This is a genomic window from Streptomyces sp. NPDC058457 (genome assembly GCF_042720695.1).
Classification (GTDB): domain Bacteria; phylum Actinomycetota; class Actinomycetes; order Streptomycetales; family Streptomycetaceae; genus Streptomyces.
On sequence record NZ_JBHXLU010000032.1, the window covers coordinates 37574 to 60675 of the forward strand.

Consider the following 23102-nt stretch of genomic DNA (forward strand, 5'->3'; position numbering starts at 1 on the left):
GTCGCCCCGACCCCCTTCCTCGACGGCCGTCCGCTGGTTAACCTCGCGTTTCACCGAAGCTTCAAGGACGTGGCCGGCCGGAAGGGGACACTCGTGGGTCTCGGAGCGATCGATCTCAATCTTCTGGTGGCGCTGGAAGCGCTCCTGGAGGAGAAGAACGTCACCCACGCCGGTGTACGGCTGTGCACCAGCCAGTCCGCGATGAGCGGCTCGCTGGCCCGGCTGCGCCGGCACTTCAACGACGAGCTGCTCATCAGGGTGGGCCGGGAGTACGAGCTGACGCCGCTGGCGGAGCGGCTGCTGCCGGTCGTGCAGGGGTCGCTGCAGAAGGCCGAGGAGGCGCTGTCGCTGACCCGGCACTTCGACCCGGCCCGCAGCCGCCAGCGGTTCTCCGTGGTCATGTCGGACTACGTGATGACGGTGCTCGTGGAGCCGCTGCTGCGGGTGATCGCGGCCGAGGCGCCGGGCGTGCGGATCGACTTCCATCCGATCGTGGACGGACAGCTGGAGACGGAGACGCACCTGCGCTGCCACGACCTGATGATCGTGCCGCTCGGCTACCAGTTGCCCGGGGTCAGCGAGGCCGTGATGCACGACCGGTTCGTGTGCATCGTCGACCCGGACAACCCGCGCCTCGTGGACGGCCGGCTCACCCTGCGCGACCTCGCGGAGATGCCGCACGCGGCCTGCGCCATCGGCAAGAGCCACACCCCCGCCGAGCGCCAGCTGGAGACCCTCGGGATCACCCCGAAGGTACAGGTCAGCACACCGGGCTTCAGTGTGCTGCCGTTCCTGGTGAGCGGTACGGACCTGGTGGCCATGGTCCCGGAGCGGCTGGCCCGCCGCTTCGAGGGCTTCGCGCGCTGTGCGGTCGTACCGGCGCCGTTCCCGGACGTGCCGCTGGTGGAGGCCATGTACTGGCATCACAACCGGCACGCGGACCCGGCGCACCGCTGGCTGCGGGACACCGTGCGCAAGGTCGGGACGGCGCTGGGCGAGGAGGCCCCGCCGGAGATCGCCGAGGCGGATGGCAACCATTCCGAGAGCGTGTTTCCGGAGCTGTCCGCGGCTTCCTAGCGTGGACGGGAGGACCTCTCCCGTACCCCTCTTGGAGGAAGCCGTGAGCCGCACGCGCCTGGCGGGCCGTACCGTCGTCGTCACCGGAGCCGCACAGGGCCAGGGGGCCGCCGAGGCGGCCGCGGCCGCCCGGGAGGGCGCGACGGCGATCGCGACCGACGTGCTGGACGAGGCCGGTGAGAAGCTCGCCGCGTCCCTGCGCGCCGACGGCCTCGACGTCCGGTACGTCCACCTGGACGTGACCTCGCCGGAGGACTGGGCGGCCCTGGCGGCCGGCCTGGACACCGTGCACGGCCTCGTGAACAACGCGGGCATCCCGATGCGGGCCCGGCTCGGCCACGTCGAACTCGCCGACTGGAACCGGGCCTTCGCCGTGAACACTACCGGCGCCCTGCTCGGCATCCAGGCTCTCGCGCCGCTGATGCCGGCCGGCTCCTCGATCGTGAACGTCGGCTCGGTCGCCGGGCTCACCGCGCATCACGCGGTGGCATACACGACCAGCAAGTGGGCGCTGCGGGGCCTGTCCAAGGTGGCGTCCCTGGAGCTGGCCCCGCGCGGCATCCGGACGAACATCATCCACCCGGGGTACATCGAGACCCCGCTGATGGCCACCGCCAACCCGGTGTTCGTCGCCGCCCACCTCGCCATGACGCCCCAGGGCCGCCCGGGCACGGTCGACGAGGTGGCGCCGCTGGTCGTCTATCTCCTCTCCGACGAGGCCTCCTACGTCAACGGCGCGGAGATCACCGTCGACGGCGGCTACGCGGCGCACGGCCCGGTGAAGGCGATCACCAACGCCCTCGACCAGGACTGAGCGTCAGCCCTTGAGCTGCTCCAGCGTGGACCTGGTGTCGGTCTTCAGCCAGCCGGTCACGGAGTCGAGGGTCGGCGGGTCGGTGTCGCTGTCGTACGAGGAGAAGTACGCGCTGTAGTACATGGTGTACGTCATCCAGCCGTCCCGTACCGCGAGCGTGGCGTACCGCGAGCCGCTGGTGGTGGAGCCGTTGCTGGTGTCCTGGGTGACCAGGTAGGCCTCGTCGCCGATGCCCTGTACGGGCGTCACGTCGTAGTCGGTGTGGCTGTCGCCGTAGTTCTTCCAGGTGGCCGTGAACTCCGGTGCCGGGTCGGTCTTCTTGTGCAGGTCGACCTGCATGGTCAGGTAGGCGTCGCCGTAGCTGGAGCTGGTCTTCTTGAGGCTGAGACTGCAGTAACTCTCGTCCAGCGCCGGGTCCTTCATCGCGTTCTTCGTGGGGGACGAGTCGTCCACGGGGTACTCGTCCTTGAACGACGAGTAGTCCGCGCTGGAGCAGAGGTTCGCGGGCGCCCGGTAGCCGCGCAGGTCGGCGCTCGTGCCGAAGCCGCCCGTCAGGAAGATGCCGCCCGCCCAGGCCGCGGACGCGACCACCGCGCCCACGACGGCCCACAGCACGGCTCTCCCGGCCCCGTTCCCGCCGGTCGCCGGCGGTGCGGCCGGCGGCGGGTATCCGTAACCGGGCTGCACGGCGTAGGGGTTGGCCTGCTGCGGCGGAGCGGGCTGACCGGCGAGCGTGGGCTGGGCGTAGGGGTTCTGCGGGGGCGGCGACTGCGGGTTCGGATACGGGTACGCGGTCGGCTGGGGCTGCTGGGGCTGCGGCGGTGCCGCCGGGGGCTGGTCCGGCTGCAGCGGGGGCGGCGAGGACTGCTGCGGAGCCGACGACGACGGCGGCTGCTGCGGAGAGGAGGGCGGCTGCTGCGGTGGCGTGGACATGTCGTGAAGATACGGCATAACCGGACGTCAAGTCCCTGTCAGGACCGCGATCGTTATGGTCCGGGAACCTCCGTTACCGGCCAAGCCCCGTTTGTTACAGGCCAGTTGGACTGAACGCCAGAAGGCCGGGGCGGGAGCCCCGGCCTTCTCGTCACGCCGGCGGTCAGGCGGATGCCGGCTGCACCTGTGCCTGGGCCGTCGCCCGTGCGGTGCTCTTGCGGACCAGCAGCAGGGTGACCAGCGCGCCGAGCAGCGATGCGCAGCCGCAGATCACCACACCCAGGGCCATGCCGTGCGCGAGGGCGTCCTGCGCGGCGGCCCTGGCGCTGTCGCTGCCCGCGTTGACCACGGCCAGCGGACCGGCCGCGGCCTCCATGCCCGCGTCGGCGCCGCTCAGCTTGCCGACCAGCGCGGAGGAGGCCGCGCTCATCGCGATGGTGCTGATCACGGCCGGGCCGAGACCCTGACCGAACTCGCGGACCAGGCTGGTGGCGCCGCTCGCCATGCCGGTCATCTCGATCGGCACCGCGTTCACGGCGGCCGACGTCAGCGAGGAGACCACGCAGATGAAGCCGATGCCGAGCAGCAGCACCGGGCCGATGAAGGCCGCGAGAGAGGTGGTGGTGATGGGCAGTGCGGCGATCCAGAACTGGCCGGCGGCCATCGGCAGCAGACCGCCCATCAGCAGCCGGCGCGGCTCGACGCGGGTGAGCATCTTGCTGAGCACCGGTGCGAGGAGCAGCGGGATCAGCTGGAGGATCACGAACGGCATACCGGCGCGCAGGGCACTGAGGTGCATCACCGCGCCGAGCCGGATGGAGACGCAGTAGGCGGTGCCGATGAAGCCGAACATGCCGGTCAGCGCGACCACCGCGGCAGCCGCGAAGGACGGGATCTTCAGCAGCTCCAGGTTGAACATCGGGGACGCGGCGCGCCGCTCCGCCATCACGAAGCCGACGAGGGCCACGGCGGCGAGGGCCAGCGCGAAGACGATCGAGGGGCTGCTCCAGCCCCGGTCACCGCCCTCGATGATGCCCCACAGCAGGGCGGTGAGGCCGACGGCGATGCTGATCTGGCCCGGCCAGTCCAGGGCGCGGCCCTCGGGCGCCTTGGAGTCGGTGACCAGCGCCCAGCAGGCGATGCCGACCACGACACCGAGGACGACCGGCGGTACGAACGCCCAGCGGAAGTCGGCGACCGTGGCCAGGATCCCGGAGGAGAGCGGGCCCACGGCGGAGGCGAGGGAGATGCTCAGCGCCCAGGTCGAGACCGCCTTGGCGCGGTCCTTCTCCTCGGGCGTCGCGGCCGCGATCACGGCGAGGGAGCTCGGGAAGAGGGCGGCCGCACCGATGCCGGCGAGGGCCTGGCCGATCCAGAGCATGGTGATGTTCTGGGAGGTGGCGTTGAGGAGTTCCCCGATCGCCAGCACGAATCCGCCGAGGACCAGCAGCCGCTTACGGCCGAACAGGTCGCCCACCACACCGAAATTCAGTTCCAGAATCGCGGTGGGCAGAATGAACGCGGAGGTGACCCAGGCGACCTGCGATCCCGAGGCTCCGAATGCGCTCTGGATCTCCCCGTTGATGGGCGAGGGGACTGTGATGCACAGCTGCGCGGCGGCAACTGCCAGACAACAGGCTATGAGCGTGCCCACGTCCAGTTTTTTCACAGCATTTGTCATTCCGCACTCCATCTCACGGGTCAACGGTGGTGCCGCGCTCTTCGCCTTCGGCGAGTTCGCCGTGCTCGCCGAGTCCGCCGCGTTCTATGAGTTCGATGAGATTTCCCTCGGGATCCTTGACCCAGGCCATCCGCACCCCGGGTTCGGGGGACGGACCGGGGGCGAGGACCTCGCTCGCTCCGTGGGCCACCAATGCGGTGTACACGGGGGCGAGTTCGGGGGTGGTGACCGCGAAGTGCCCGTACCCCTCGGTGAGGGCGGCGGCCATCGGGTCCGGTGCCCTGAGGCCGGGCACGGACCCGGGCCTGGCGAGCAGTTCGAGCCGCCAGCCGTGCGGGTGTTCCAGGACGACACCGGTGAGTCCGGGGCCGTCGAGATGGAACTCGAAGACGGTCTTCAGTCCGAAGACCGTTCGGTACCAGGCGAGTTGGGCGGGCAGGTCGCGTACATTGACGCCGACGTGGTCGAGTCGTGCGTGCATCCGCGCTCAGCCCGCCATCGCGCTGTCGCCGCCGTCGACCATGAGGTCGGCGCCGTTGACGAACGCCGCCTCGTCGGAGCAGAGGAAGGCCGCCGCGTGGGCGATGTCCTCGGGCTGCCCGACCCGGCCGACCGGGATCCGCGCCTCCAGCTGGGCCTTCGGGCCGTTCGGGTCGTCGAGGAAGGGTGCGGTGGCCGAGGTGCGGGTCATGCCCGGGGCGATGGTGTTGACCCGGATGTGGTGCGGGGCGCCGGCCGCGCACAGGTGCTTGCTCATCGCCAGCACCCCGCCCTTGGCGGCGCCGTGCGGCACCATCGGCATGAACGGCGCACCACGCACGGCGGCCACGGAGGCGACGTTCAGGACGGCTCCGCCGCCGCGTGCGATCAGGTGCGGCCAGGCCGCCTGGGTGCAGAAGTAGGGGATGTCCAGCTCGTTCCTGATGGTGAAGTACCAGTCTTCGGCGGGCATCGTCTCGAAGGGGCCGTTCCGCAGGGCGGAGGCGTTGTTGTAGAGGATGTCGATCGCGCCGAATTCCGCGATGCCGGCCTCGATCCACTCCCGCGCCCCGGCCTCGGTGGAAAGGTCGACCGGCGCCAGGGACCGCATGACACCACCGGCCTTCTCGACGAGTTCCACGGTTTCCGCAGCGCTCTTCTCGTCGATGTCGCAGCCGAATACGGTGGCGCCCTCCGCCGCGAACACCTGTGCCGCGGCCCGGCCGATTCCAGCCCCCGTTCCACTGATGAAAGCGATTTTTCCGGCCAGTCGACCCATGTTTGCCAAGTCCCTTGTCCATGCCGCCGAAGTGCGGTGGTGGCAGCGTAGGTAGGGCCTATGGCCAGAACAAGAAATGCGTCAGCGAAACGCCATCGGGGGTTCGTATGGCTGGTATGCGCCGCAGCCGCCGCGCCGAGGGCGCGGCCGCACCGGGAGGGCGCGGACACGGCCGGTCGTGATCGACCCCGAGCCCCCGGCAAGGGGCGCTCCCCGGGCAGGCACGTCCGGCACCGGGTGCGGGAATACAGGTGACCGGTGCCATGTTGACGACAGCGGAACCCTGGGTATAGTGCGATCAGCACGTGTGAGCGCCCCTCTTCTGGGCGCCCAGTGCCGGTTCCACCCCTCCAGCCGAGTCGCCCGTCGTTCCCCGACCGGCCGTCGGCTTCTCAGCACCACCTCGTGACCAGGGCCTTTCCGCCGTTCCCGAGGTGCCGTTCCCCGCCGCACGGAGGCCTGCGCACACGCCCTCCCGCTCGCGGCCCACTCCCCCCTTCACTCATGTCTTCCGTCCGCGAAAGGACCACCTCTCATGACCACCACACTCGAACCCCCCGTACAGCAGCAGGACCGGCCCGCGGGCCGGTCCGTCACCGGTGTCCTCGACATCGACTCCGGCGGGAAGGGCCAGCTGCGGGCCCCCGACTGCCTGCCCTCCCCCGCCGACCCGCAGGTCTCCCCGGCGCTGATCCGCCGGCACGGCCTGCGCAAGGGCGACCTCGTCGAGGGCGTCCGGGCCGACCGGCGCACGCTGACCGAGATCACGCGCGTCAACGGCCGTACGCCCGAAGAGCTGCGCGGTCGCCGAAACTTCCGCGATCTGACGCCGCTGCACCCGCACGAGCGGATCCGCCTCGAACACCCGGGCGCCGGGCTCGCCGGCCGGGTCGCCGACCTGTTCGCGCCGGTCGGCAAGGGGCAGCGCGGGCTGATCGTGGCCCCGCCGAAGACCGGCAAGACGGTGCTGCTCCAGCAGTTCGCGGCCGCCGTCGCCGGCAACCACCCGGAGTGCCACCTGATGGTGCTGCTGCTCGACGAGCGCCCCGAGGAGGTCACCGACATGCGACGCTCGGTACGCGGCGAGGTGTACGCGTCCACCTTCGACCGGCCCGCCAAGGAGCACATCGCCCTCGCCGAACTCGTCGTCGAGCGCGCCAAGCGGCTCGTCGAAGAGGGCAAGGATGTCGTCATCCTTCTTGACTCCCTGACCCGGCTGTGCCGGGCCCACAACAACGCGGCCGCCTCCAACGGCCGTACCCTCAGTGGCGGTGTCGACGCCGGCGCGCTGCTCGGCCCCAAGCGGTTCTTCGGCGCCGCCCGCAAGGCCGAGGAGGGCGGCTCGCTCACCATCCTGGCCACCGTCCTGGTGGACACCGGCTCCCGGGCCGACGGCTACTTCTTCGAGGAGCTGAAGAGCACCGGAAACATGGAGCTGCGCCTGGACCGCGAACTGGCCTCCCGGCGGGTCTTCCCGGCCCTGGACATCACCCCCTCCGGCACCCGCCGCGAGGAACTCCTGCTCACCCCGGCCGAGTTGACCACCATCCGCGGACTGCGCCGAGCCCTGCAGAGCCGCGAGGGCGCCCCCAGCGGGCTGGAGACGCTCCTGGAGCGGATGCGGGAGACCCCGGACAACGCAGCCTTCCTGCGGCGCGTGCAGCCGACCCTGCCGGCGGGCTGAGACCGGGCACCCCTCCCGACAGTCCGAGACCGGGCCCGGGCGTGCGGCATCCGGGTTGCTCACGGCATCCGACCGGCCCATGCAGCGCGCGGGACACCGCCCCCGTTCCTACGTTGATCATATGACGATCGGATTCCCTGACCGATTCCCTCGGCGAGCGGCGGCGGCCTGCGCCGTCTGTCTGGCGGGCCTGCTGGCGCTGACGCCCGGCACGGCCGTCGCCGGCACCCGGGCGCTGGACCCGGCCCCGCCCCCGAGGGCGGTGGTTCCCGGGCCGTCGCTGCTCTACCGGTCCGGCACACAAGCGCGGCCGCACCCCGGCACCCCGGAACTGCCGGACGTCTCCGCGCTCTCCTGGCTGGTCGCCGACGCGGGCACCGGCCAGGTGCTCGCGGCGAACCACGCACACCGCAAACTGCCGCCGGCCAGCACCCTCAAGACCCTGTTCGCGCTCACCGTGCTGCCCGTCCTGCCCGCGGACCTCCCGCACCGGGTGACGCCCGAGGAGCTGGCGGACGTCGCCGAGGGCAGCAGCCTGGTCGGCGTCGAAGAGGGGCACACCTACCGGGTGTCCGACCTGTGGCGCGGGGTCTTCCTCAGCTCGGGCAACGACGCCGTGCACGTCCTGGCCGCGCTCGACGGGGGCTGGGACCGCACCGTCACCCGGATGCAGGCCAACGCCCGCTCCCTGGGCGCCCTCGACACCCGCGTCAAGTCCCCCGACGGCTACGACGCACCGGGGCAGGTCTCCTCCGCGTTCGACCTGGCGGTGTTCGGCCGGGAGGGGCTGCGCAACCCCGACTTCGCCCTGTACTGCTCCACCGCCGAGGCCCGCTTCCCCGACGGCGCCGGCTGGTCGTTCGGCATCGAGAACACCAACCGGCTGCTGACCGGCGAGGACGGTGTGGCGCGCTACCCCGGCCTGATCGGGATCAAGAACGGCTACACCAGCAACGCCGGCAACACCCTCGTGGCCGCCGCCCGGCGCGGCGGCCGCACCCTCCTCGTGACGGTGATGAACCCCCAGGACGGCGGCGTGTACGACGAGGCCCGTCAGCTGCTCGACTGGGGCTTCGCGGCGGCCGGAAAGGTCGACCCGGTGGGCTCGCTGGACAGTCTGCGGGCCAAGCCGCGGCCCCGGCCGGATCCGAGCACCGTACCGATGGCGGCAGCCACCGCGCCCGAGGACGACTCCGGCTGGTCGGACACCGCCATCGCCGCGGGCTTCGCGGTACTCGGCGCGGGCGCCGTGAGCCTGGCGCTGCGGCTCAGGAGCGACCGCTCCGGACGGGACTGACCGACCGGCAGGCCCAGCAGCAGGCCCAGCGTGATCCAGGTGTAGATGTTGCTGCCGAGGAACCCGTCGATGCCGGACGCGTCGTCGAACCACAGCCACACCACGCTGGTGCACATCACCGCGTAGAGGGCGCCCGCGACCCGCGGGCGCCCGGCGCGGGCCAGCAGCGCGAACGACGGCAGCACCCACACCAGGTGGTGCACCCAGGTGATCGGGCTGACCAGGCAGGCCGCGAGACCGGTGAGCGCGAAGGCGGCCGTCCAGTCGCCGGCCGCCAGGGCCCGGCGGGTCCGCCACGCCCACACGGCAAGGGTGAGCAGCACCACGATCGCCCACAGCGGCTTGTCCGGATGGCCGAGCCGGGCCAGCACGCCCTGCAGCGACTGGTTCGACACGTAGTCGAGCCGGCCGACCCTGCCGGTGTCCCAGAGCGCCTGCGTCCAGTAGAAGCGGGACGCCCTCGGGTCGGCCCAGGCCGCGAGCCCGGTCGCGGCGAGTGTCACGGCCGTGGCGACACCGGCCGCACGCCATTTGCGGCCGATCAGCAGCATGCCGATGAACAGCGCGGGCGTGAGTTTGATCGCGGCGGCGAGCCCGATGCCGACCCCGGCCCAGCGACCCCGCCCGCTGCGCAGCAGACAGCAGTCGCCGAGCACCAGGGCGAGCAGTATCAGGTTCACCTGGCCGAAGCTGAAGGTGTCCCGCAACGGCTCGAACAGCGCCAGCACGCACAGCGCCAGCGCCCAGCGGTACCAGCCCCAGCGCCGCCAGCCCGGCCCGGCCAGGACACGCAGCACGAACGCCAGCGCGGCCAGGTTCAGCAGCAGCGAGGCCGCGATGGCCAGGTGCAGCCCCACCAGCGCCATGGGCAGCATGCCGACGGCGGCGAACGGCGGATACGTGAACCCGTACGTCGTCCCGGGCACCCGGTAGTCGTAGATCCGCCCGCCGTGGTGCACCCAGGTGTGCACGGTGCCGTAGTACACGCGCAGGTCGAACCAGTCGCGCAGCAGCGGCACGGTGGCCGTGAACGCGGTCACGGCGGCGGCCAGGACCAGGACGAGCACCAGTCTTCCCCGGTCGCTCTGCGGTCCTCTCGGGCTCATGCCGTACGTCCCACGGCCGGGGCCTGCGCGGCCTGGTGGGCCTGCCACAGCACGACCACGCCCAGTACCCCGCCGGAGACGGCGAGGACCAGCTGGCCGATGTCGGCGGGGCCGCCGCTGGGCAGCACGGCGAGCGCGAGCACTCCGGTGACGGCCGCCACCCGGTGCCGTACCGAGGTGCTCGGCGCCGCCGCCGCTATCAGGAACAGGCCCCAGATGGCGTACCAGGGGCGGATCGCCGGCCCGAAGGCGGCGACCGCGGCCAGGCTCAGCCCGAGGGCGTAGACCGGGCGGGGCCGTAGCCGGACCCATATCAACAGCACGGTCACCGCGGTGAGTACGAGCCCGAACAGGTGCCAGGCCGGGACGGCCAGCGGCGCCAGATCACTGCCGAAGTGTTCGAGGACCCGCCCCGTGGCCCGGCCGAGCAGGCTGCTGAGCGCCCAGTTGTGCGGGGAGACGGGCGTGTCGAGCGCCCTTATCCACCCGTACCCCGTCCCGGCGACCGCGGTCGCCACCACCGTCGTGGCCCCCGACGCGACCGCCGTCGTCAGGGTGGCCCGCACGGGACTGCGGCCCTTGCGCGCCTGTACGACGATCACCGCGAGCAGACCGAGCGCCGCGGGCGCCTTCACCAGCGCCGCGAGCGTGACCAGTACGGCCCCCAGGACCGGCCAGCGGCCGAGCGCCGCGACCAGGCCGAGGCCCAGCAGACCGAGCATGATCGCGTCGTTGTGGGCGCCCGCGACCAGATGCAGCAGCACCAGCGGGTTGAGGGCGCCGAGCCAGAGCGCGGCGGCCGGGTCGGCGCCGCTGTGCCGGGCGAGCCGGGGCAGCGCGGCCGCCATCAGGCCGACGCCGAGCAGGGCGACCAGCCGCATGCCGAAGAGCCCGGCCGGGAGTTCGCCCCGGGTCAGCCCGGACAGCAGCGAGGCCACACCCATGAACGCGGGGCCGTAAGGGGCGGCGGTGTTCTGCCACACCGGGGCGACCTCGTCGGCCAGCGGGCCGCCGAGCTGGGCGGGTCCCGACGTGTAGACGTCCATGTGCGCGTCGACCATCGCACCCTGCGCGAGGTAGCTGTACACGTCCCGGCTGAACAGCGGGGGCGCGAGCAGCAACGGGGTCGCCCAGACGGCGAGGACCAGCAGCAGCTGCCGCGGGGTGGGCGGCGTGGTGCCGCGCACCAGGCGGCCGAGGAGCAGCCACGCCGCGATCAGCAGGACGACGCCGAAGTAGACCCCGACCAGGCCGAACGCCGCCTGCACGGAGCTGGGTGCGAGGAGATCCTCGACGGGTAGGGCGCCGGCTGTCTCACCTCCCAGGGCGAGGAATGCGGTGCCGGCCAGGCCGAGTACCTGGCAGCGGCGGAGATCGACGGGGAAAGCCATGGCCAACACTGGGTCAGCGTGTCAATTGCGGGTGGCCGGAAAGCGACGGGGTGTTTTCTTGGGAGGGGCTTGGTTGTTACCTGTGGGTGGTCGATCGTGGTCGGGTGCGGGTGGGCTGCACGTCCTCAGGCAGTCGACTCGGCCGGCCCCGGCCGCGCTCCTCCCGGCCGTTGGCGTGCCGGATGTCCTAGGGGACACGGACCGCTTCGGCGGTCTCCGTCTCCGCCTCGGCCGCCGCCAGCCGCTGGTTGCGCCGTACGGAGGACCAGAACGACCAGCCGATCAGGACGACGCCGACGAGGCCGGTGATGACCTCGTTGATCTGGTACCGGATGGTGACCATCAGGATCACGGCCAGCGCGCCGATGGCGTAGTGGGCGCCGTGCTCCAGGTAGACGTAGTCGTCCAGGGTGCCCTGGCGGACCAGGTAGACGGTGAGCGAACGGACGTACATCGCGCCGATGCCGAGGCCGAGGGCCATGAGGACGATGTCGTTGGTGATGGCGAAGGCGCCGATCACGCCGTCGAAGGAGAACGACGCGTCCAGGACCTCCAGGTAGAGGAACATGAAGAACGCGGCCCGGCCTGCCAGCAGCACCGCCGAGCCACCGCCCCGCTGTTGCCTCTCCTCGTCCTCCTCCAGCTGGTTCTCGAAGTAGCCCGACAGGCCGCCCACGACCAGATACGTGATCAGGCCGGCGATGCCGGAGACCAGCACCGTCTGCGCCTTGTCGGCGTGCGCGCCGCCGTGCTGGTGGGCATGGGTGGCGAAGCTGAAGGAGCTGATCAGCAGGACGATCAGGGCGATGCAGACCGACAGCATGTCGACCTTGCCGAGCCTGGCGAGGGGACGCTCGATCCAGCCCAGCCACTGGACGTCCCGGGCCTCGAAGACGAAGTCGAGGAAGATCATCAGCAGGAACATGCCGCCGAAGGCGGCGATCGCCGGGTGGGCGTCGGTGACCAGTTGCTCGTAGCGGTCCTTGTCGGTGAGCGCCAGGTTCACCGCGTCGTACGGATTGAGCTTGGCGGTGATCGCGACGATCACGACCGGAAAGGCGAGCCGCATGCCGAACACGGCGATCAGGACGCCCACCGTGAGGAAGACGCTCTGCCAGAAGGCGTTCATCTTCTTCAGGATCCCGGCGTTGACGACAGCGTTGTCGAACGACAGGGACACCTCCAGGACGGCCAGGATCGCCACGATGCCGAGGGCGGTCCAGCCGTCGTACAGCACCCCGGCCGCCAGGCCGACCGCGGTGACCAGGAACGCCCAGCGAAAGGTCTTCAACAGCACGGCTGCACTCTCCCGTCGTCCCACGGCCGCCAACGACCGGCCCTCACAACTGCGTTGTCTATCACGGACAGTTGTCCTCGGGGTGTCCCGGTGCGGGGGTCGGCGGTCGCCTACACGTCGATGTGCGAGCCCATGATGACCGTCCGGTCGCGGGGCAGGCCGAAGTACTCGGCGGCATCCGCGGTGATGTACGACGTGGCGATGAACAGCCGCTTGCGCCAGGACGCCATCGTCGGCGCCGTTCCGCGCCGGAGCTCGATCTTCGACAGGAAGTAGGACGCGTCGTCGAGCTGCAACCGCCCCTCCGTCGTCGCCGGGTCGAGCGTCGCCAGTACGGCGGGCACGTCCGGTGTCTCCATGTACCCGAACCGCGCGGTGACGTGGATGATCCCGTCGTCGCCGTATCCGAGAGCGTCGACGGCGCTGCGCCGGTCGTCCGGAACCCGGGGTACGGGCTGGGTCTCGAGGGAGAGGATCACCACGTGGTCGTGGAGCACGTGGTTGTGCTCGACGTTGGCCCGCATCGCCAGCGGCGCGGTCTCCTTGCCCCGGTCGAGGAAGACCGCCGTGCCGGGGATCCGGATCGTCGGGACCTCACCGGTGCGCAGGTGGTCGACGAACTCGGCCAGCGAGCCTTCCTGACGTGCCCGTTCGGCGGTGACGAGCTCGCGGCCGCGCTGCCAGGTGGTCATGACGGTGAACACGGTGAGGCCGATCAGCAGCGGCAGCCAGGCACCGTGGACCAGCTTGGTCAGGTTGGCGGCGACGAACAGCAGGTCCACCGTCAGCAGCAGCGCGGCACCGGCACCGATCAGCCACCGTGGTGTGCCCCACTTGGCGCGGGCGACGTAGAAGAACAGCAGGGTGGTGATGGTGATGGTGCCGGTGACCGCCATGCCGAAGGCGAAGGCCAGGGCCGCGGAGCTGCGGAACGCGAACACCAGGGTGAGGACCGAGACCATCAGCAGCCAGTTGATCCACGGGACGTAGATCTGGCCCGCGGCGGACTCGGAGGTGTGCGCGATCCGCAGCCTCGGCAGATAGCCCAGCTGGGCCGCCTGGGAGGTGACCGAGTAGGCGCCGGTGATCACCGCCTGGGAGGCGATCACCGTGGCGGCCGTGGCCAGCAGGATCATCGGCCAGCGTGCCCAGCCCGGCACGAGCAGGAAGAACGGGCTGCTGATGTTGCCCGGGTCGGCGAGGATGAGCGCGCCCTGGCCGAGGTAGCTGAGGACGCACGCCGGGAAGACTAGGATCATCCAGGCGCGGGTGATCGGGCTGCGCCCGAAGTGGCCCATGTCGGCGTAGAGCGCCTCGGCGCCGGTGACCGCGAGCACGACCGCGGCCAGGGCGAAGAAGGCGGTCCCGAAGTGGCCGTACAGGAAGCCCACGGCATAGGTGGGCGACAGTGCCTTGAGGATCTCCGGGTGGTCGGCGATGCCGGCGACGCCGCAGGCGCCGATGGCCAGGAACCAGACGATCATGACGGGCCCGAACACCCGGCCCACCGCCGCGGTTCCCCTGCGCTGCACCAGGAACAGCACCACGATGATCACCGCGGTGATCGGCACGACCGCATCGCCGAACGACGGCTCGACGACCTTGAGTCCTTCGACCGCGGACAGCACCGAGATCGCCGGGGTGATCATGCTGTCGCCGAAGAACAGGGAGGCGCCGAAGATACCCAGGGCCGCCAGGACGACGGCGGCTCGCGCGCCTCGCGGGCCGCTCCATCGGCGCAGCAGGGTGATCAGCGCCATGATGCCGCCCTCGCCGTCGTTGTCGGCGCGCATCGCGAGCAGCACGTAGGTGACCGTGACGATGATCATCACCGACCAGAACACCAGGGACACCACCCCGTACACGTTCTCCGTACTGACCGGGACGGGGTGCGGGTCACCCGGGTTGAACACGGTCTGCAGGGTGTAGATCGGGCTGGTCCCGATGTCGCCGAACACCACACCGAGCGCCCCGACCACCAGCGAGAGGCGGACTGTGCCCTGCACGCTCGGGGCATGAGGCGTCGGCGGCCCCGCCGACGGTCCTTCGTCCGAGCCGGCCAGGTGCCGACGACTGGTCATGACGATCCTCCTCGGCACAGGCCGGCTGCCTGGCATGTCGTGCTGGACGATACCGCTCCGTTTCACGGCCCTTGACGGCACACCCCGTACGCCGGTTCGGGATTCGGCACGATGCCGGAGAGTTCCAGGGCTTCAGGGGTGAGCAGGCCTTGGGGGACGTCGACAGCAGAGGTGCAGCGGTGCCCGCGGCCAGGCCCACGCCCAGGGTGAACCGGCCTTCGTGCGCAGGTTCCCGAGACCCCCCGGACGCGGGCGGGGACAGGGCGTTCGGTTCGGCGGGCCGTGCCACGCGCCGCACCGACGCTTCGTCAGAGGCCCTTCGTTCACCGTGGACGGCACAAGGCAGCGGCAAGGAGATTCCCCCCTCCTTGCCGTGCTCAACGTATAGCGCGCCGGGGGGCTTGCGGCAAGGCCCCCGGCAGGCCGCAGAATCGCCGACCGAGGCCAGTACCTGCAAAAACGGGAGTCGCGTAGTGCGTGTGTTGTTGTCGACGTATGGGTCGCGCGGAGATGTCGAACCACTGGTGGCGCTCGCGGTGCGGTTGCGGGAACTCGGCGCACAGGTACGGGTCTGCGCGCCGCCTGACGAGGTCTTCGCCCGGCTGCTGGCCAGGGCCGACGTGGAACCGGTGGCGGTCGGCAGGCCGATGGGCACCATGGCGGCACCGTCGACGGAATCGGCCGCCTCCCGGCGGGTGGCCGAACTGGCCGCGCAGTTCGCCACGGTCGCCGCGGCCGCAGAGGGATGCGATGTTCTCCTCGCGACCGGGCTCGCGCACTTCTCCTCGCGGTCTGCGGCCGAGAAACTCGGTGTCCCCTACGTGTACGCGACGTTCTGTCCGTTCCTGCTGCGGTCGCCGCACCAGGCGCCTCCCGCGCTGCTGCCGGGCCAGTCGTTCCCGCCGGAAGTGACCGACAACCGGGCGCTGTGGGACCTCAACGCCCGGACCTTCAACACGCTGCACGGCGAGGCCCTCAACGCCCACCGGACCTCGGTCGGCCTGCCGCCGGTGGACGACGTCCACGGCTTCATCTTCACCGACCGGCCGTGGCTGGCGTCGGACCCGGTCCTGGGCCCGTGGCGGGAGACCCCGGAACTCGACCTCGTGCACACCGGGGCGTGGCTCCTGCCGGACGAACGCCCGCTGCCGGACGACCTGCTGGCCTTCCTGGACGCGGGCGCACCTCCGGTGTTCGTCGGCTACGGCAGCATGCGGGGCGTCTCGACGGACATCGCCCGGGTGTCCATCGAGGCGATCCGCGCGCACGGCCGTCGCGCACTCGTCGGACGCGGCTGGGCCGAACTGGCCCTGATCGACGACCGGGACGACTGCTTCGTCGTCGGCGAGGTCAATCAGCAGGCGCTGTTCACCAGGGTGGCCGCCGCCGTGCACCACGGCGGCGCGGGCACCACGACGACGGCAGCCCGGGCCGGAGCGCCACAGGTGGTGGTGGCCCAGGCGGCGGACCAGCCCTACTGGGCGGGCCGGGTCGCCGCCCTGGGCATCGGCGTGGCACACGACGGCCCGACTCCGACCACCGAGTCCCTGTCAGCCGCACTCGGGACGGCCCTCGCCCCCGAGACCGCCGCACGCGCGAGGGCCGTGGCCGACGGCATCCGTACCGACGGAGCAGCGGTGGCCGCGAAACTGCTGCTCGACACCGTCAGCCGGGAAACACGGCCGATGCCCGCCTGAACGCACAGCTGATCACCGAGCCGGATGTGTCAGAACACCGACAGACCCGTGAGCGTCGTGAAGCGGTCGAGTGCCGCCACTCCCGCCACCGAGTTGCCCCGCTCGTCCAGACCCGGGCTCCATACGCACAGTGCGCACCGGCCCGGCACCACGGCGATGATGCCGCCCCCGACCCCGCTCTTCCCCGGCAGGCCGACCCGGTAGGCGAAGTCGCCCGCCGCGTCGTAGGTGCCACAGGTCAGCATCACGGCGTTGACCTGCTTCGCCTGGCTTCTGGTGAGCAGGCGGGTGCCGTCGGCACGGATGCCGTGGCGGGCCAGGAAGGTGGTCGCCAGGGCCAGGTCGGCGCAGGAAGCGGCCACGGAGCACTGGCGGAAGTACTGGTCGAGGAGGACCGGGATCTCGTTGTCGATGTTGCCGTAGGACGCCATGAAGTGGGCCAGCGCGGCGTTGCGGTCGCCGTGCTGGGACTCGGAGGCGGCGACCTCCTTGTCGAAGTCGAGCGTGGCGTTGCCGCTTTCGGCGCGCAGGAAGGCCAGCAGTTCGCCGGCCGCGTCTCCGGTACGGGTCTGGAGGCGGTCGGTGACGACGAGGGCGCCCGCGTTGACGAACGGGTTGCGCGGGATGCCCTGCTCGTACTCCAGCTGGACCAGGGAGTTGAAGGGGTTGCCGGAGGGTTCGCGGCCGACGTGCTCCCAGAGTTCGTCGCCCTCGCGGGCCAGGTCGAGGGCGAGGGTGAAGACCTTGGTGATGGACTGCGCGGAGAAGGGCTGCCGCCAGTCGCCGACGCCGTAGACCGTGCCGTCGAGCTCGGCGACGGCCATGCCGAAGCTGCGGGGGTCGCAGGCGGCGAGGGCCGGGATGTAGTCGGCGGGGCGGCCGCGACCCGGCGTACGGCCTATCTCCTCGGCGATGCGCTCCAGGACCGGCAGGAAGGCTTGGGACGACGTCATTGTCATGATCACTATTGTGCCTCCGGGCCGGTCCTGGTGCGTACTCGCAGGTCAGGCGAGGGGTGATCCGCTGCCGGCGACGACTTCGGGGCGCAGCAGATCGGCGAGCCGCTCGGCGGGCAACAGGCCCTTCTCCAGGACGAGCTCGGCGACCCCGCGGCCGGTGACGAGGGCTTCCTTGGCGATGTCGGTGGCCGCCGTGTACCCGATGTACGGGTTGAGGGCGGTGACCAGGCCGATGGAGTTCTCGACCGTCGCGCGCAGCACCTCGGTGTTGGCGGTGATGCCGTCCACGCAGCGCTCGGCGAGCGTGCGGCAGGCGTTCCGCAGGTGCGTGATGCTCTCCGACAGGGAGTGCAGGATGATCGGCTCGAAGGCGTTGAGCTGGAGCTGTCCGGCCTCGGCGGCCATCGTGATGGCGACGTCGTTGCCGATGACCTCGAAGGCGACCTGGTTGACGACCTCGGGGATGACCGGGTTGACCTTGCCGGGCATGATCGACGAACCGGCCTGCACGGGCGGCAGGTTGATCTCGCCGAGCCCGGCACGCGGCCCGGACGACAGCAGTCGCAGGTCGTTGCAGCTCTTGGAGAGCTTGACCGCGATCCGCTTGAGCACGCCGGACATCTGGACGAACGCCCCGCAGTCCTGGGTCGCCTCGACCAGGTTGGCGGCGGTGACCAGGGGCAGGCCGGTGATCCCGGCGAGGTGCCGGCGGGCCGACTCGGCGTAGCCGGCGGGCGCGTTGAGGCCGGTGCCGATGGCGGTCGCCCCGAGGTTGATCTCGTGGATCAGCTCGACGGCCTCGGCGAGCCGGCTGCGGTCCTCGTCGAGCATCACGGCGAAGGTGGAGAACTCCTGCCCGAGCGTCATGGGAACCGCGTCCTGCAACTGCGTACGGCCCATCTTCAGCACGTCACGGAACTCGACGGCCTTGCGCCCGAAGGAGTCCTGCAGCACGGCCATCGCCTTGAGCAGCCCGCGCACGGCGAAGACGGTCGCGATCTTGACGGCGGTCGGGTAGACGTCGTTGGTCGACTGACCGAGGTTGACGTCCTCGTTGGGGTGCAGGTACCGGTACTCCCCCTTCCGGTGCCCCATCAGCTCCAGGGCCCGGTTGGCGACGACCTCGTTGGCGTTCATGTTGGTCGAGGTCCCGGCACCGCCCTGGATGACGTCGACGACGAACTGGTCGTGCAGCTTGCCGGCCCGTATCTCCCGGCAGGCGGCGACGATTGCGGCGGCCTTCTCGGGCGCCAGCAGTCCCAGTTCCTCGTTGGCGAGGGCGGCGGCCTCCTTGACGGCGGCGAGGGCGTCGATCAGGTGCGGGTAGGCGGAGATCGGCGTACCGGTGATCGGGAAGTTCTCGGTGGCCCGCAGGGTGTGCACACCCCAGTAGGCATCGGCGGGCACGTCACGGTCACCGAGCAGATCATGTTCGCTACGGGTGACGAGGGTGGTGGTCATGAGGGTGGGAATTCCTCTTTCGGAGGGAGTGATTTTTCAGGACCGTGACTGAGGCGCCCCGACAGGGGCGCGGGGAACTGCGCGACCAGCCACAACGGACCCGCAGCCGCCGACCGACAAGCCGGCCCACCCCACTAGGCGCAAACCGAAACCGGCTCCAGCGAACGAACGGGCCGCACACGCCCGACCTCCTTGCCGCCGCCGAGCAGCGCCTCTCCGGCGAACCCCGTCAACAGCTCCGGATCCACCCCGGCCCTCGCCAATGCCGCCGCGGCCACCGGAACCCGCGCCCGGTTCGCCCCGTCGGAGATCTTCACGGCCACCGCCCGGCCATCCGCCAGCGCAGCGACCTGCACGCCTTCGAAGCCGTCCTTGGCCAGCAGCCCCGGCACGGCCGCCATCAGCGCGGCCACGTCACGCCCCGCGCCGGACGCCATCTCCGCGTGCTCCCGCATCGCGTCGGCCACCCGTGCCTCGGGCGTACCCGGCACGGCGGACACGATTCGCGACACCGCACGCGCCAGCCCGTGCAGGGAGATGGAGAACAGCGGCGCCCCGCACCCGTCCACGGTCGTCGCCGCCACCCGCTGCCCGGTCAGGTCCTCGACGATCTCGGCGATCGCCTGCTGGAGCGGGTGCTCCGGCTCCAGGTAGTCCTCGAGGGACCACCCGTTGAGCTTCGCGGTCCACAGCATCGCCGCGTGCTTGCCGGAGCAGTTCTGGGCGAGCCGCGACGGCTCCCGGCCCTCGCGGATCCAGGTGTCCCGCACGGCCGGGTCGTACGGCATGTCGGGCACGTTGCGCAGGTCGGCCTCGGTCAGTCCGGCGAGGTCGAGGATCCGCCGGGTCCCGGCGAGGTGCCGCTCCTCGCCGGAGTGGCTGGCGGCGGCCAGTGAGAGCAGGTCGCCGTCGAGAGGCAGCCCGGCCCGCAGCATGGCCACGGCCTGGACGGGCTTGAGGGCCGAGCGCGGGTAGAAGGCGGCCTCGATGTCGCCGAGCTGGAACTGGACCTCGCCGTCGGCGCCGAGGACGACGACGGAGCCGTAGTGGATGCCCTCGACGACCCCGCCGCGTATCAGGTGGGCGACGGGGGCGTGGAGGGGTTCACGGACGATGGGTGCGTCCGCGGGGGAACTGCTGTGCATCACTGCCTGGTCTCGGGTGAGGTGGGACGGACCGGGGCGCGGTTCACGCGTCGGTTCCGGTGGACGTGCGCGGGATGCGGCGGCGGATGGCGTACCAGCCGGCGACCAGCGCGGCGACGATCAGCGGCAGGCACAGCACGGTGGTGCGTCCGGCGCCGCCGTCGGCGTACATGAGGACCAGGACGGAGGCGAGGAACGCCAGCGTCACGATCTCGGTCCAGGGGGAGCCCGGCAGTCGGTAGCCGGGGCGGGTGAGTTCGCCGTTCTGGGTCTTCCGCCAGAAGAGCAGGTGACAGAGCATGATCATGCCCCAGGTGCAGATGATGCCGATCGCCGCGAAGTTGAGGACGATCTCGAACGCGTCGGCGGGGACCACGAAGTTGAGGCCGACACCGAGGACGCAGATGCCGCTGGTGAGCAGGATGCCGCCGTACGGGACCTGGGTGCGGCTCATCTTCGCGGTGAACTTGGGGGCGGAGCCGTTGACGGCCATGGAGCGCAGGATGCGGCCGGTGGAGTAGAGGCCGGAGTTGAGCGAGGACATGGCCGCGGTGAGCACGACGAGGTTCATCACGCCGCCGGCCGCCGGGACGCCGATGTGCGAGAGGACGGTGACGAAGGGACTCTGGCCCGCCGTGTACTTGTTCCAGGGCAGCAGCATCGACAGCAGGATCACCGAGCCGACGTAGAACAGGCCCACCCGCCACATGATCGAGTTGATCGCCTTGGGCATGATCTTCTCGGGGTTCTCGGTCTCGCCCGCGGCGACACCGACCAGTTCGACCGAGGCGTAGGCGAAGACGACGCCCTGGATGATCAGCAGCATGGGCAGCAGGCCGTTGGGGAAGATGCCGCCGTTGTCGGTGATCAGGGACGGGCCGGGGGTGGTGCCGTCCACCGGGTGCTGGGTGACCAGCAGGAAGATGCCGATGACCATGAAGATCACCAGGGCACTGACCTTGACGATCGCGAACCAGAACTCCAGCTCGCCGAAGAACTTGACCGAGATCAGGTTCACGGTGAGGACCACGGCCAGGGCTATCAGGGCGATCACCCACTGGGGTATGTCGGAGAACATCCCCCAGTAGTGGGTGTAGGTGGCGACCGCGGTGATGTCGGCGATGCCGGTGGTCGCCCAGTTCAGGAAGTACATCCAGCCCGCGGTGTACGCGCCCTTCTCGCCCAGGAACTCCCGGGCGTACGAGACGAAGGCGCCGGAGGACGGGCGGTACAGGACGAGTTCGCCGAGGGCGCGCACGACGAGGAAGGCGAAGACTCCGCAGACCGCGTAGGCGACGAAGAGGGAGGGTCCGGCGTCGGCGAGGCGGCCGCCGGCGCCGAGGAAGAGGCCGGTGCCGATGGCGCCGCCGATGGCGATCATGTTGACGTGCCGGTGCTTCAGCGACTTGCTGTAGCCGTGGTCTCCGGCGTCGACGTGACGGGACGAGGGGCGCGTCTCGTCTTTGAGGTGCTGTTCGCTCACGCCTCGGTTCCGCCTTCCTTGTGCTGGTCCGTGCGCGCGGGGCGCACGATGTGGGTGAGGGTGGTCTCGACGCGGTCGAGGTGGTGGCTCATGGCGTCCACGGCGTCGGTCTCGGAACCGTCGATCAGCGCTTCGACGATGGCCCGGTGCTCCCGGTTGGACTGCTCGCGGCGGCCGCCCAGCTCGTTGAGGAAGGCCGACTGACGCGCCAGTGCGTCCCGGATCTCCTCGATGACCCGGCGGAAGACCGGGTTCTGGGCGGCCTCGGCCACGGCGAGGTGGAAGAGGGTGTCCATCGCGACCCACGCGGTGGTGTCCGTCTCCCGCTCCATGCGGTCGAGCAGATGGGCCAGGTGGTCCAGGTTCTCCGGGGTGCGGCGCAGGGCCGCGTACCCGGCGACCGGGATCTCGACGTGCCGGCGCACTTCGATCAGGTCGCTCGCCGCGTAGTCGCCGAAGGTGGGGTCCTCGACGGCGCTCGCGACCACGAAGGTGCCCTTGCCGGTCTTGGAGACGGTCAGGCCCATCGTCTGCAGGGCCCGCAGGGCCTCGCGCAGGACGGGCCTGCTGATCTCCAGGGTGCGGCAGAGCTCCGCCTCGGAGGGGAGCTTGTCGCCCACGGCGTACTCGCCGCGCTCGATGGCGGCGCGCAGGTGCGCCAGTACCGCCTCCATGGCGCTCACGCGCCGCGGGGGCTGTCCGGCTGTCGGGCTGTCTGACAGGTTCACGGGTGAGATGTTCCGGGTTGCGTGAGGACGCTGTCAAGGTTTCCGGAAAGGAAACGTTCACGGGGTGCGACGCCTGAATGCAGGCATCACACCCCGTGGCGGAGCAGTGACTCGTGGGACGGCGGCCGTCAGGCGTTGATGGTGCCCGCGGCGAGGAGGCCGAAGAGCGCCAGGCCGATCACGATCCGGTAGATCACGAACGCGTTGAAGGAGTGCTTGGCGACGAACTTCAGCAGCCAGGCGATGGAGGCGTAGGCGACCACGAAGGAGACGACCGTACCGACGACCAGCGGGGCGGCGCCCACGCCCGCGCCGAGCGCGTCCTTGAGCTCGTAGATGCCGGCGCCGGTCAGGGCCGGGATGCCGAGGAAGAAGGAGAGGCGGGTGGCGGCGACCCGGTCCAGGTCCAGGATGAGCGCGGTGGACATGGTGGCGCCGGAGCGGGAGAAGCCGGGGAAGAGCAGGGCGAGGATCTGCGAGCAGCCGACCAGCATCGCGTCCTTGAAGGAGGTGTCGTCCTCACCGCGCTTGTGGCGGCCCATCTGGTCCGCGCACCACATCACACCGGAGCCGACGATCAGCGAGCCGGCGACCACCCACAGCGACCCCAGTGGCCCCTCGACGAGCTTCTTGGCGGCGAGGCCGACCACGACGATCGGGATGGTCGCGGCGATCACCCACCAGGCGAACTTGTAGTCGTGGTGGTAGCGCTCGTTCTTGTTGGTCAGTCCCCGGCCCCAGGCGGAGACGATCCGCTTGATGTCCTTGAAGAAGTACACGAGCACGGCGGCGATGGCGCCGACCTGGATGACGGCGGAGAACCCGACGACGGACTGGTCGTCGACGGGGATGTTCATGAGCCCCTCGGTGATCTTGAGGTGGCCGGTGGAGGACACGGGAAGGAACTCGGTCACCCCCTCGACTACCCCGAGGACGGCGGCCTGACCGACTGAGATGGCGCTCATGGGATCCAGTTCTGCAGAGTTTGGTCGACAGTGCTGTAGACAGTC

18 protein-coding genes and 1 pseudogene are annotated in these 23102 nt (G+C 70.7%); 5 read left to right on the forward strand and 14 right to left on the reverse strand.

The features are described from left to right. Nucleotides 1–93 precede the first annotated feature (93 nt). A complete protein-coding gene (locus tag ACFWPS_RS24770; RefSeq protein WP_383708341.1) occupies nucleotides 94–1077 on the forward strand; it encodes a LysR family transcriptional regulator in 984 nt (327 codons plus the stop codon). Nucleotides 1078–1120: 43 nt separating this feature from the next. Beyond that, the gene (locus ACFWPS_RS24775) at nucleotides 1121–1891 is read left to right on the forward strand and encodes an SDR family NAD(P)-dependent oxidoreductase (RefSeq protein WP_383708342.1); all 771 of its coding nucleotides are present in this window, start codon (nucleotides 1121–1123) and stop codon (nucleotides 1889–1891) included. A 3-nt stretch (nucleotides 1892–1894) separates the two neighbouring features. On the opposite strand, the gene ACFWPS_RS24780 is transcribed toward ACFWPS_RS24775, so the two are convergent. The 4 genes from ACFWPS_RS24780 to ACFWPS_RS24795 form a co-directional block, all read right to left on the reverse strand. Then, entirely contained in the window at nucleotides 1895–2824 is a 930-nt protein-coding gene (locus ACFWPS_RS24780) for a hypothetical protein (RefSeq protein WP_383708343.1), read from the reverse strand. 163 nt (nucleotides 2825–2987) lie between these two features. Beyond that, a complete protein-coding gene (locus ACFWPS_RS24785) occupies nucleotides 2988–4505 on the reverse strand; it encodes an MFS transporter (protein ID WP_383708344.1) in 1518 nt (505 codons plus the stop codon). Nucleotides 4506–4518: 13 nt separating this feature from the next. Further along, nucleotides 4519–4986, reverse strand: coding sequence for a VOC family protein (locus tag ACFWPS_RS24790; RefSeq protein ID WP_383708345.1), 468 nt, complete (start codon nucleotides 4984–4986; stop codon nucleotides 4519–4521). Between the two features lie 6 nt (nucleotides 4987–4992). Next, nucleotides 4993–5763 (reverse strand): SDR family NAD(P)-dependent oxidoreductase, encoded by a 771-nt coding sequence (locus tag ACFWPS_RS24795; RefSeq protein WP_383708346.1) that lies wholly within the window; start codon nucleotides 5761–5763, stop codon nucleotides 4993–4995. Between the two features lie 535 nt (nucleotides 5764–6298). Between ACFWPS_RS24795 and rho the strand changes: the two genes are divergently transcribed. Together rho and ACFWPS_RS24805 are read left to right on the forward strand one after the other, a co-directional pair. Then, the gene (gene rho / locus ACFWPS_RS24800; RefSeq protein ID WP_383708347.1) at nucleotides 6299–7447 is read left to right on the forward strand and encodes a transcription termination factor Rho; all 1149 of its coding nucleotides are present in this window, start codon (nucleotides 6299–6301) and stop codon (nucleotides 7445–7447) included. A gap of 121 nt (nucleotides 7448–7568) precedes the next feature. Beyond that, nucleotides 7569–8411, forward strand: a pseudogene (locus ACFWPS_RS24805) (D-alanyl-D-alanine carboxypeptidase family protein); the annotation flags it as partial. A gap of 89 nt (nucleotides 8412–8500) precedes the next feature. On the opposite strand, the gene ACFWPS_RS24810 reads toward ACFWPS_RS24805, so the two are convergent. The 4 genes from ACFWPS_RS24810 to ACFWPS_RS24825 form a co-directional block, all read right to left on the reverse strand. Then, nucleotides 8501–9850 carry a glycosyltransferase family 87 protein gene (locus ACFWPS_RS24810; protein ID WP_383708348.1) on the reverse strand — a complete coding sequence of 450 codons (1350 nt, stop codon included), beginning with the start codon at nucleotides 9848–9850 and terminating at the stop codon, nucleotides 8501–8503. Beyond that, nucleotides 9847–11241, reverse strand: coding sequence for a polyprenol phosphomannose-dependent alpha 1,6 mannosyltransferase MptB (mptB, locus tag ACFWPS_RS24815; RefSeq protein ID WP_383708349.1), 1395 nt, complete (start codon nucleotides 11239–11241; stop codon nucleotides 9847–9849). Before mptB ends, ACFWPS_RS24810 begins: the two co-directional genes overlap by 4 nt. Before the next feature lie 187 nt (nucleotides 11242–11428). Next, complete coding sequence (locus ACFWPS_RS24820) at nucleotides 11429–12538, reverse strand: DUF475 domain-containing protein (protein WP_383708350.1); 1110 nt, start codon at nucleotides 12536–12538, stop codon at nucleotides 11429–11431. Nucleotides 12539–12648: 110 nt separating this feature from the next. Next, on the reverse strand, nucleotides 12649–14619 hold the full coding sequence (locus ACFWPS_RS24825; protein ID WP_383708351.1) for a potassium transporter Kup: 1971 nt from the start codon (nucleotides 14617–14619) through the stop codon (nucleotides 12649–12651). Between the two features lie 473 nt (nucleotides 14620–15092). On the opposite strand from ACFWPS_RS24825, the gene ACFWPS_RS24830 reads away from it, so the two are divergent. After that, nucleotides 15093–16316: a glycosyltransferase gene (locus ACFWPS_RS24830; protein ID WP_383708352.1), complete on the forward strand. Its 1224-nt coding sequence runs from the start codon at nucleotides 15093–15095 to the stop codon at nucleotides 16314–16316. Nucleotides 16317–16345: 29 nt separating this feature from the next. Here ACFWPS_RS24830 and ACFWPS_RS24835 read toward each other — a convergent pair whose 3' ends face one another. The 6 genes from ACFWPS_RS24835 to ACFWPS_RS24860 all read right to left on the reverse strand — a co-directional run bounded on the left by ACFWPS_RS24835 (nucleotide 16346) and on the right by ACFWPS_RS24860 (nucleotide 23057). Then, nucleotides 16346–17275: a glutaminase gene (locus ACFWPS_RS24835; protein WP_383708353.1), complete on the reverse strand. Its 930-nt coding sequence runs from the start codon at nucleotides 17273–17275 to the stop codon at nucleotides 16346–16348. A gap of 45 nt (nucleotides 17276–17320) precedes the next feature. Then, nucleotides 17321–18736, reverse strand: a complete 1416-nt coding sequence (gene aspA, locus ACFWPS_RS24840; protein ID WP_383708354.1) for an aspartate ammonia-lyase — start codon at nucleotides 18734–18736, stop codon at nucleotides 17321–17323. A 134-nt stretch (nucleotides 18737–18870) separates the two neighbouring features. Next, a complete protein-coding gene (locus tag ACFWPS_RS24845) occupies nucleotides 18871–19881 on the reverse strand; it encodes an asparaginase (RefSeq protein WP_383708355.1) in 1011 nt (336 codons plus the stop codon). 43 nt (nucleotides 19882–19924) lie between these two features. Further along, a complete protein-coding gene (locus ACFWPS_RS24850) occupies nucleotides 19925–21364 on the reverse strand; it encodes an amino acid permease (RefSeq protein ID WP_383708356.1) in 1440 nt (479 codons plus the stop codon). Beyond that, the gene (locus ACFWPS_RS24855) at nucleotides 21361–22038 is read right to left on the reverse strand and encodes a FadR/GntR family transcriptional regulator (protein WP_383708398.1); all 678 of its coding nucleotides are present in this window, start codon (nucleotides 22036–22038) and stop codon (nucleotides 21361–21363) included. The genes ACFWPS_RS24850 and ACFWPS_RS24855 overlap by 4 nt, the downstream gene beginning before the upstream one ends. Before the next feature lie 182 nt (nucleotides 22039–22220). Continuing rightward, a complete protein-coding gene (locus tag ACFWPS_RS24860; protein WP_383708357.1) occupies nucleotides 22221–23057 on the reverse strand; it encodes an undecaprenyl-diphosphate phosphatase in 837 nt (278 codons plus the stop codon). Nucleotides 23058–23102 lie beyond the last annotated feature (45 nt).